Origin of the sequence: Mesorhizobium sp. M7A.F.Ca.MR.362.00.0.0, assembly GCF_004023175.1 — a bacterium.
Classification (GTDB): Bacteria; Pseudomonadota; Alphaproteobacteria; order Rhizobiales; family Rhizobiaceae; genus Mesorhizobium.
This window is the reverse complement of the sequence record NZ_RZTF01000232.1, coordinates 1-10,353: the sequence shown is the minus strand read 5'-3', so window position 1 is coordinate 10,353 and position 10,353 is coordinate 1. Positions and strand designations below refer to the sequence as shown.

Below are 10,353 nucleotides of genomic sequence, written 5' to 3'. Positions count from 1 at the left end.
CCCGCCGCGACCGTGCCGACGCCGACTTCCGACACCAGCTTGACCGACACGTCGGCCGCCGGATTGACGTTCTTCAGATCGTAGATCAGCTGTGCCAGATCCTCGATCGAATAGATGTCGTGATGCGGCGGCGGCGAGATCAGGCCCACGCCCGGCGTCGAATGCCGGACCTTGGCGATGGTCGCGTCGACCTTGTGGCCGGGCAGCTGGCCGCCCTCGCCGGGCTTGGCACCCTGCGCCACCTTGATCTGCATCATGTCGGAATTGACGAGGTATTCGGCCGTGACGCCGAAACGGCCCGAGGCGATCTGCTTGATCGCCGAGCGTTCCGGGTTCTTGCCGCCGCCAGGCAGCGGCAGATAGCGGTCGGCCTCTTCGCCGCCCTCCCCGGTGTTCGACTTGCCGCCGATCTGGTTCATGGCGCGCGCCAGCGTGGTATGCGCTTCGCGCGAGATCGACCCGAACGACATCGCCCCGGTCGAGAACCGCTTGACGATGTCGGCCGCTGACATGACGTCGTCGAGCGCCACCTTCTTGCGGCCGGTCTCTCCGGCCAGCTTGATCTTGAACAGGCCGCGAATGGTCTGGGCGCGGGCCGTCTCGCTGTCGATCTGGGCGGAATAGTCCTTGAACGTTTCCCACGACCCCTGGCGCACGGCGTGCTGCAAGGTGGCGACTGCGTCGGGCGACCAGATATGCGCCTCGCCGCGCATGCGGAACATGTATTCGCCGCCGACCTCGAGGCTGTTGCGCAGCACGGGGTCGTTGCCGAAACCGTCATTGTGACGGCTGAGCGTCTCGGCCGCGATCTCGTCCAGGCCGACGCCTTCGATCAGCGTCGCGGTGCCGGTGAAGTATTGCTGCACGAAATCGGTCTTCAGGCCGATGGCGTCGAAAATCTGCGCGCCGCAATAAGACTGGTAGGTCGAGATGCCCATCTTGGACATCACCTTGAGGATGCCCTTGCCGATCGACTTGATGTAGCGCGAAACGACCTCGTAGGCGTCCACTTCCTTCGGCAGTTCGCCGCGCTTGTGCATGTCGAGCAGCGTGTCGAAGGCAAGGTACGGGTTGATCGCCTCGGCGCCATAGCCGGCAAGGCAGCAGAAATGATGCACTTCGCGCGGCTCGCCGGATTCGACGACGAGGCCGACCGAGGTGCGCAGCCCCTTGCGGATCAGGTGATGATGGACCGCGGCCGTAGCCAGCAGCGCCGGGATGGCGATGCGGTCCGGCCCGACCTGGCGGTCGGACAGGATGATGATGTTGTAGCCGCCGGCGACCGCCGCCTCCGCCCGCTCGCACAACCGGTCGATGGCGCCCTGCATGCCCGCGGCCCCTTCGGCCGAGCCATAGGTGATGTCGATCGTCTTGGTGTCGAAGCGGTCCTCGGTGTGGCCGATGGAACGGATCTTTTCGAGATCGCCATTGGTCAGGATCGGCTGGCGCACCTCGAGCCGCTTGCGGCGCGAATTGCCGACCAGATCGAAGATGTTGGGCCGCGGCCCGATGAAGGACACCAGGCTCATCACCAGCTCCTCGCGGATCGGATCGATCGGCGGGTTGGTGACCTGGGCGAAGTTCTGCTTGAAGTAGGTGTAGAGCAGCTTTGACTTGTCCGACATCGCCGAGATCGGCGTGTCGGTGCCCATCGAGCCCACCGCCTCCTGGCCTGTCGTCGCCATCGGCGACATCAACAGCTTGGTGTCTTCCTGGCTGTAGCCGAACGCCTGCTGGCGATCGAGCAGGCTGACATCCTTGCGCAGCGCGCGCGGCTCGACCGGCTTCAAATCTTCGAGGATGAGCTGTGTGTTGGCGAGCCAGGTCTTGTAGGGATGCTTGGTCGCGATCTCCGACTTGAGCTCCTCGTCGGAGACGATACGCCCCTTCTCCAGGTCGATCAGAAGCATCCGGCCTGGCTGCAGCCGCCACTTCTTGACGATCTTCTCCTCGGGCACCGGCAGCACGCCGGCTTCCGAGGCCATGATGACGCGGTCGTCATCGGTGACGATGTAGCGTGCCGGGCGCAGGCCATTGCGGTCGAGCGTGGCGCCGATCTGGCGGCCATCGGTGAAAACCACCGCCGCCGGCCCGTCCCACGGCTCCATCAGTGCCGCATGGTATTCGTAGAAAGCCTTGCGATCGGCATCCATGAGCTTGTTGCCCGCCCAGGCTTCCGGGATCAGCATCATCATGGCATGGCTGAGCCTGTACCCGCCCTGGAACAGGAACTCGAGCGCATTGTCGAAGCAGGCGGTGTCGGACTGGCCGTCATAGGAAATCGGCCACAGCTTCGAGATGTTGTTGCCGAACAGTTCGGAATCGACCGACGCCTGGCGCGCAGCCATCCAGTTGTTGTTGCCGCGCACGGTGTTGATCTCGCCATTGTGGGCGACCATGCGGTAGGGATGCGCCAGCTTCCAAGACGGGAAGGTGTTGGTCGAGAAGCGCTGGTGGACGAGGATCAGCGCGGTCTCGAAGCGCGGATCGATCAGGTCCTTGTAATAGGCGCCGACCTGGTAGGCCAGGAACATGCCCTTGTAGACGATGGTGCGCGCCGACAGCGACACGCAATAGGCGCCGATGTCCTTGTTGTCGTTCTCGGCGTAGATGCGGCCCGATATGACCTTGCGCAGCAGATAGAGCCTGGCCTCGTATTCCTCGTCATCGGTAATGTCTGGCGTGCGGCCGATGAAGATCTGCCGGTGGAACGGCTCGGATGCCACGATGTCAGGCGCCTTCGAAAGCGACGAATTGTCGACGGGCACGTCACGGAAACCGATGAGCGGAAGCCCCTCGGATTGCGCCGATTCGACAATGATGTCCTCGATATGGGCGCGAAGGGCCGCGTCCTGCGGCATGAACCAGTGTCCGACGCCGTACTGACCCGCCGGCGGCAGCTCGATGCCCTGGGCCGCCATCTCCTCACGGAAGAACTGGTCGGGAAGCTGCACCAGCACGCCGGCGCCATCGCCGACCAGCGGATCGGCGCCAACGGCGCCGCGATGCGTCAGATTTTCGAGCACAGCCAGCCCGTCCTTGACGATCTGATGCGACTTCACGCCCTTCATATTGACGATGAAGCCGACGCCGCAGGCGTCATGCTCGTTGCGCGGATCGTAGAGGCCCTGGGCGGAAAAGCCGTTGGCGGTTCGGCTAATATTGGATCGCAAGGTGGTTTTGACGGTTGCCGCTTTCGTCTGCGCGGCCTGGCCGTTCGTCGCAGAGTGCGTCATGTCCGTCATCTCCTGTCCTCCATTCCCAGCCATTCAGGCGCTGGTTTGCCTCGGCAAGCGCTTGGCTCACCCTGATCCTTGTGGCACGTCTTGCGAAATCCTTGCCGAACCAGGCGGCTTTCCGCATGGATCGCATCTGGTAATCGTACAGGCCAGAGTCTGGCTGTCCACCTGTCGCTCGCGGCAACAGCCGGAGAGGCCCAATGATACGCCAATCCGGCTCGTTTTGTGCGACAAAATAAGACAGCACTACTGTCCTAAATTTTTATGGCAGAAATCTGGGACGCACACAAGACCGATTCACAAAAAACTTGGGCTTTTGGCGACAGAAAATGTCGTCAAGTCCGGGAAAAACGTAAGCTTCAGTCGTCGGCCTGGGCTTTGCCGGTTGGCTGGCTTTACTGTTTTTCCGGCGCCTGGCCCCTTGCGGTCCGCTCGCGAAACCGGTCAACTTCAGACTGATTTCCCCAAAACCCGATCTCCCCAACTCTCCGACCTCCCAAGACATAGGCAGATGCATGTTCTTCGCTTCCGACAATTGGGCAGGCGCCCATCCCAATATTGCCGCCGGCCTGTCGGCCAATGCCGGCGGCTTTTCCACCGCCTATGGCGACGGTGCGCTCGACCGGGCAGTCTACCAGCGCTTCAGCGAGATTTTCGAACGCGAGGTCGCGGTGTTCTTCGTCGCCACCGGCACGGCCGCCAACTCGCTGGCGCTCACCGCTTACAACAAGCCGGGCGGCATTTCCTTTGCCCATCGCGAATCGCATGTCATCGAGGACGAATGCGGCGCGCCGGTATATTTTTCCGGCGGCTCTCGCCTGCATGAGATCGATGGCGCGCTGGGCAAGATCGATCCGCACAATCTGGAAAGGACCATCGGCCGTTTCGCACCGGAAATTGTCCATTGGGGACGGCCAATGGCCGTTTCGATCACCCAGTCGACCGAGGTCGGCACCATCTACGGCCTGGATGAGATCGAGACGATCTCGGCGATCGCCAAACAATATTCGGTGCCCCTGCACATGGATGGCGCCCGCTTTGCCAATGCGCTGGTCGCACTCGACACGACACCGGCCGAAATGACCTGGAAACGCGGCGTCGACATCCTCTCCTTCGGCGGCACCAAGAACGGCTGCTGGTGCGCCGAAGCGATCGTGTTGTTCGACCTCGATCGTGCCAGGGAATTGGCCTTCCTGCGCAAGCGCGCCGCCCAGCTGTTTTCGAAATCGCGCTTCGTCGCGGCGCAGTTCGAGGCCTATTTCAAGGATGGGCTGTGGCTGGACACCGCCCGCCACGCCAACGCCATGGCCGCACGCCTTGCCGCCGCGATCGAGGATTCGGCAACGGCCAAGCTGGCATGGCTGCCGCAGGCGAACGAGGTTTTCGCGGTGATCAAGAAGGCCGAGGCCGAGAGGCTGCAGACCGCGGGTGCCGCCTTCTACGACTGGCACAAGCCGCATGGCTTTGACGGCCACATCGGCGAGGACGAGTTGCTCTACCGCTTCGTCACCAGCTTTGCGACGACAGCCGATGAAGTCGACCGTTTTGGCCAGCTGATCGCCTGATAACGCATTTCCCCGACAACAAAAAAGCGGCGCCTTTCGGCGCCGCTTCCGTCTCGGGAGGAGACTTGTATTTTAGGCAGCGGTCTTGGCCTCGATCTGCTTGGCCTTGGCCGAAGACGCCGTAATGGCGATCTTGCGCGGCTTCAGCTCCTCGGGGATGTTGCGCTTGAGGTCGACGAAGAGCAGGCCGTTCTTCAGCGAGGCGCCAACGACCTCGACGTGGTCGGCAAGCTGGAAGCGACGTTCGAAAGCCCTCGAGGCAATGCCGCGATAGAGCAGCTCAGAGCCTTCGCCGGTACCCTCGTCCTTGCGCTCACCCTTCACGGTCAGCACGTTGCGATGGGCTTCGATCGAGATTTCCTCGTCCGAGAAGCCGGCAACCGCCATCGAGATCCGGTAGGAATCCTCACCGGTGCGCTCGATGTTGTAGGGCGGATAGGTCTGCGCGCCATCCGGCTGCGCGAGCGAATCGAGCATCGTGAACAGACGATCGAAGCCGACCGTCGAGCGATAAAGCGGGGAAAAATCAACGTGACGCATGAGGTGTTCTCCTGTTGAGCAACATGGTTTGCGTATGGCCGGTGCGAAACCCTTGAGCGGCGTTTCGGGTGGACCAGCGGCCCCGACATTGGCGACCGCACGAGACATTTGGGGAGCGCTGGAAAGCATTTCAAGATTTCACCTGGCGGCAAAAGCCACGGCGGCCGGACCCTTGATGAACGGCAGATGAACCGGCACTTCGGCGCGCGTTCAGGCAGCCGGCGCTAAAGTCCATTCCAGGATCAAGGACTGGCGGCGCCGATTGCACAACAGGCACCGCAACGAGGCCGACCGGGTGTAACGTCCCTTCCTCCCGGATCGACAGGGGCCGGAAGCACGCTTTCAAGCGGCTTCCGGCCTTCCCTGATGCAGCCTCCCCTTCACCGGGAATTCCTTGGCTTTTGGCGCATGGGCGTCTATCACCTTAGCGGAGCCGGCCAGCGCAGGCGGGCATGCGAGACGCCGAGCACGAAGCGCCGAATGACGGATCTTTTCACCGAAAACTCCCTTTTTCACGAAATCGAGGGCAATCCGCGGCCGGAAAATGCCACCGGCGGCTTCTTCACCACGCGTGACCGAAAGAATATCCGCTACGGCCTGTTCGGCGCGGTCGCTCGCCCGATGAAGGGCACCGTGGTCCTGCTCACCGGCCGCAACGAGTGCATCGAGAAATATTTCGAAACCATCCGCAACCTTGCCGATCGCGGCTTTGGCGTCGCCACGCTCGATTGGCGCGGCCAGGGCGATTCCGACCGGCTGATCCGCGATCACCAGCGCGGCTACGTCAGCAGCTTCCGCGACTACACCGCCGACCTCGAACAGTTCTTCGAGGAGATCGTGCTGCCCGATTGCCGCGGACCGTACTACATCCTCGCCCATTCGGCAGGTGCCTTGATCACCCTGCTTGCCGTCCCATCAATGGTGAACCGCATCCGGCGCATGGTGCTGATCGCGCCCTTCCTGACGCTGCCCGACCTGCCGGTCTCGATCTCGACGGTTCGCCGTGTCTGTTCTCTGTTCTGCGCTCTCGGCCTCGGCCGGCTCTACGCCGCCTGGGGTCCGCGGCCGAGGGTTACGGCCCCTTTCGAGACCAACAAGCTGACATCGGACCCGGAGCGCTATCGGCGCAACACACGGATCTACGAAGAATACCCGCAACTGGCGCTTGGCGGGCCGACGATCCGCTGGCTGCAGGCAGCCGCGAAAGCATCGGAAGCCGTCAGCGACCCCGATTTCATGGCTCGGATCCAGGTCCCGCTGCTGATCATCGCCGCCGGCGCCGACCAGGTCGTCTCGACCAGGGCCGTGGAAGCCTACGCCAGGCGTCTGCGGCTCGGTTCGCTGCTGATGATCGATGGCTCCCGCCACGAAATCCTGCAGGAAGCCGACATCTACCGCGAGCAATTGCTCGCCGCCTTCGACGCCTTCATTCCCGGCAGCGACAACCCCACAGCCTGACGGGCGCCGGTCGCTGGCCCGCTCCCCAAGGGGTGCCGCCGGCAGTAAAACGACTGCTTCAAGCGGTCGGCATCACCTGAATGGCGGCGGACGCTCGTTTAGCCGCGCAAGGCGGCCATGGCGGCGGCATGAAGTTCCGGCGTCGCCGCGGCGAGTACATCGCCGCCCTGTTCCGCCGGCCCGCCATCGAATGTGGTGACGACGCCGCCTGCCTTTTCGATGATCGGGATCAGCGCCACGATATCGTAGGGCTTTAATCCGGGATCGGCGACGATGTCGACGCTTCCCGAGGCGATCATGGCGAAGGCATAGCAATCGGCGCCATAGCGGGCGAGCTGGATCTGTCTTTCGAATGCATCGTAACGGTTGCGCGCCTCGCCCTTGAACAGGGCCGGCGTGGTGGTGAACAGCGTCGCCTGGTCCAACTTCGTCGTCTTGCGGGTCGTCAGTTTTCGCGGCCCGCCTGGCCCCTCATAATGGGAGCCCGAGCCGTTGGCGTAGAAAAGCTCGCCGGTGAAGGGCTGCGCCATCATGCCGGCAACGGCGTCGCCGTCGACCGTCAGCCCGACCAGTGTGCCCCACACCGGCAGACCGGAAATGAACGCGCGGGTGCCGTCGATCGGGTCAATCACCCAGACGTGCCGGCTCGAAATGTTCTCGCTGCCATGCTCCTCGCCTAGAATGCCATGATCGGGATACTCAGCCGATATCAGAGCCCGGATGGCGCGCTCGGCCTCGCGATCGGCCTCGGTGACCGGATCAAAACTGCCCTGTTCCTTGTTGGCGACCGCACCTTGGGCACGAAAGCGCGGCAAGGTCTCCGCCGCTGCCGCCTGCGCGATGCGACGCATGAAATCGATGCTGATGTCCAACTGATTCTCCCGCGTTGCAGCATGCCCGAGCCCGGCTTTGCCGCCAATTTCGTGCCAAAACAAGGGTGTCGAGGATTTTTCCGCGACGGCATCTGTTGCCTGGATGTCACACAGGCGCCATCGAAACGCAATTTCCACATCAGAGTGAATTAAAAAAGGCTGAAGGTCGCTTGACATTTGTGCAGCGCACAATACCCTCAATCTCGGACAGGGTTTCCTGTCCATGCCCTCCTTGGGCGTTTCCTCCCTAGACTTCGACCGTATCGTGCAAACGATGCGGTCTTTTTTTATGGCGCCATTCAGTCCGCGGCCAGCGGCAGGTTATTCACTCCGCGGCCAGTGGCAAGTCGATGAAATGATGATCGGGCATCGACATCAGGTCGGCTGAGAACCGCGTCAGATCGTCGGCCAGCGCATCGAAGCCGGCAGCCTTCTCGAATGTCCGCTCGTTCATATAGAGCCCCCGGTTGACCTCGATCTGCAGCGCGTGCAGATGGCGCGCCGGGCGGCCATAGTGCTCGGTGATGAAGCCGCCGGCATAGGGCTTGTTGTGGGCGACCGAATAGCCCATGGCGCTGAGCAGGCCGATCGCGGTGTCGGTCAGGGCGGCGGTTGCCGAGATGCCGAAACGGTCGCCGATGATGAAGTCGGGCCGCTGGCCGCTGTCGCCGACCCTGATGCTCGCCGGCATCGAATGACAGTCGATCAGCACGGCAAAGCCGAACCGCGCATGGGTTCTGGTCAATAGCCGCTTCAGCGTCTCGTGATAGGGCTTGTAGACGGCCTCGATGCGGGCGACCGCTTCGGCCAGCGGCAAGCGGCCGGAATAGATGTCGAGCCCCTCGCCGACCAGCTTCGGCACCGTGCCCAGCCCGCCGGCCACCCGTGCCGAGCGGATGTTGCAGAAGGACGGCACCGGCTCGGCGAACATGCGCGGATCAAGCTCCCACGGTTCACGGTTGACGTCGAGATAGGCCCTCGGGAAATTCGCCGCCAGCAGCGGTGCGCCGAGCGCGACGGTGCCGCCGAACAGCTCATCGACGTAGCAGTCCTCGGACCGGCGGATGGCGTTGCGGTCCAGCCTTGCCATGGCAAGGAAGCGCTCCGGATAGTAGCGGCCGCTATGCGGTGAGTTGAAGAGGAAGGGGACGCGCTGCTCGACGCCCGACCGGATTTCGAAGGGTGGAAAGACCGAAAAATCCTCGGCTGCCGTCTTCAATTTGAACGAACCCGAAAACACCAGTGCATCATGATGTGAAAGTGCCACCTTGCAAGCCTCGTGTCCAGCATTTCGGCCGCAGCACACGCCCGGCAAATATGGATCATCCCCGTCAGCGTTCACTTGATGTTTACCCTCACCTCCTCATATACAGGATGGTTAACGGGCTTGCCCAACGGCAACCTCGGGCGGGTGATTCGGACGGGATATCATGGCACGCATTCTTCTGGCGGAAGACGACGACGATATGCGTCGGTTCCTCGTCAAGGCGCTGGAGCGCGCCGGTTACCAGGTCAGCGATTTCGACAATGGCGCCAGCGCCTATGAGCGGCTGCGCGAGGAGCCTTTCTCGCTGCTGTTGACCGACATCGTCATGCCAGAGATGGACGGCATCGAACTGGCGCGGCGTGCCACAGAGATCGATCCTGATCTGAAAGTCATGTTCATCACCGGTTTCGCCGCCGTTGCGCTGAACCCGGATTCCAAGGCGCCGAAAGACGCCAAGGTGCTGTCGAAGCCCTTCCACCTGCGCGACCTCGTCAACGAGGTCGAAAAGATGCTGCAGGCGGCGTGAGCCGTTTTTAGCCGAGGCGCCGCACTCTTCGCCACTGCGGCGAGACGACGCCTTCTTTCCTTTTTCCTGCTATTGACGCGCTGGATCAAAAATGGTGTATGCGCGGCTTCGGATGGGCGTGTAGCTCAGCGGGAGAGCACTGCATTGACATTGCAGGGGTCACAGGTTCAATCCCTGTCACGCCCACCATCCAACCAGACAAGCAGATCTTGCATCGGCATTTCCCGGCTGGTTCCCAGAGGTAGAGAGGTTCGCATAGGTTGACTTATAGCCTGCACCTGGCGCAACGCCGCATGCAGTGCTTGAGCTTGGCGAACGGTTCTCGATTGGGTCGAGGCCGGACTATCGGGGCAAGCCTTGCGGAGCCGGCCTACTGGTCATCGTCATCGCCATTGTCTGGATTGTCGACCAAACATCCCGCGCCGTGACACCCTTGGTAATTGCCTTGAGTGTCGAAATTCGGATTGCCGTCCTTGTCGTAACTCGGCCTTGGGTCGATGTAGCTGTCGTTCTTTCGACGCGCTTCCTTGCGATCCTTGTCTCTCTGTTCCTGCGCGGCTATGCGATCCATTGAGCGCTGCTCGTCTTCTGAACGTTGTGAAGTCTGTTGCATCATGCAGTCGGCAAACCTGTTGGTTCCTGGCCTATAGCCGTAAGAAGCGCACTGTTGCTGATCCATTGCGCGCTGATCCTCAGCGCTGACGCAACCAGCAACCGCCAACGGCACAAGCGCGATCAGCACATATCTCATCTTGAAATTCGGCATTTTGTCACTCCAGATCATTCTGATGGCACCGGGCAAGAGAGGTCACCCTCCTGGCAGTTCAGGTAGGCCCTCAACTGCCTGGTGCGAGCCTTGGTCAGTTCAGCTTGACAAGCAGCGGCA

General features: G+C 62.1%; 8 protein-coding genes and 1 tRNA gene. 4 read left to right on the top strand and 5 right to left on the bottom strand.

The features are described 5' to 3' along the window. A partial coding sequence (gene gltB / locus EOC06_RS24215) for a glutamate synthase large subunit (protein ID WP_128308972.1) occupies window positions 1-3,245 on the bottom strand: 3,245 nt, incomplete at its 3' end. Between the two features lie 509 nt (window positions 3,246-3,754). Here gltB and EOC06_RS24210 point away from each other — a divergent pair. Continuing rightward, entirely contained in the window at window positions 3,755-4,804 is a 1,050-nt protein-coding gene (locus tag EOC06_RS24210; protein ID WP_128308971.1) for a low specificity L-threonine aldolase, read from the top strand. Window positions 4,805-4,876: 72 nt separating this feature from the next. On the opposite strand, the gene EOC06_RS24205 is transcribed toward EOC06_RS24210, so the two are convergent. Then, window positions 4,877-5,344 (bottom strand): Hsp20 family protein, encoded by a 468-nt coding sequence (locus tag EOC06_RS24205; protein ID WP_013529716.1) that lies wholly within the window; start codon window positions 5,342-5,344, stop codon window positions 4,877-4,879. Window positions 5,345-5,824: 480 nt separating this feature from the next. Between EOC06_RS24205 and EOC06_RS24200 the strand changes: the two genes are divergently transcribed. After that, window positions 5,825-6,802 (top strand): alpha/beta fold hydrolase, encoded by a 978-nt coding sequence (locus EOC06_RS24200; protein ID WP_128308970.1) that lies wholly within the window; start codon window positions 5,825-5,827, stop codon window positions 6,800-6,802. A 98-nt stretch (window positions 6,803-6,900) separates the two neighbouring features. Here EOC06_RS24200 and hisN read toward each other — a convergent pair whose 3' ends face one another. Then, window positions 6,901-7,674 carry a histidinol-phosphatase gene (gene hisN, locus EOC06_RS24195; RefSeq protein WP_127270523.1) on the bottom strand — a complete coding sequence of 258 codons (774 nt, stop codon included), beginning with the start codon at window positions 7,672-7,674 and terminating at the stop codon, window positions 6,901-6,903. Between the two features lie 325 nt (window positions 7,675-7,999). Then, the gene (locus tag EOC06_RS24190; protein ID WP_127329367.1) at window positions 8,000-8,941 is read right to left on the bottom strand and encodes an N-formylglutamate amidohydrolase; all 942 of its coding nucleotides are present in this window, start codon (window positions 8,939-8,941) and stop codon (window positions 8,000-8,002) included. A 163-nt stretch (window positions 8,942-9,104) separates the two neighbouring features. Here EOC06_RS24190 and cpdR point away from each other — a divergent pair, with 163 nt between their 5' ends. Then, on the top strand, window positions 9,105-9,467 hold the full coding sequence (gene cpdR, locus EOC06_RS24185) for a cell cycle two-component system response regulator CpdR (protein ID WP_006199474.1): 363 nt from the start codon (window positions 9,105-9,107) through the stop codon (window positions 9,465-9,467). 114 nt (window positions 9,468-9,581) lie between these two features. Further along, window positions 9,582-9,656 (top strand) — tRNA-Val (locus tag EOC06_RS24180). A gap of 181 nt (window positions 9,657-9,837) precedes the next feature. On the opposite strand, the gene EOC06_RS24175 is transcribed toward EOC06_RS24180, so the two are convergent. Beyond that, window positions 9,838-10,233, bottom strand: a complete 396-nt coding sequence (locus EOC06_RS24175; protein WP_127270519.1) for a hypothetical protein — start codon at window positions 10,231-10,233, stop codon at window positions 9,838-9,840. Window positions 10,234-10,353 lie beyond the last annotated feature (120 nt).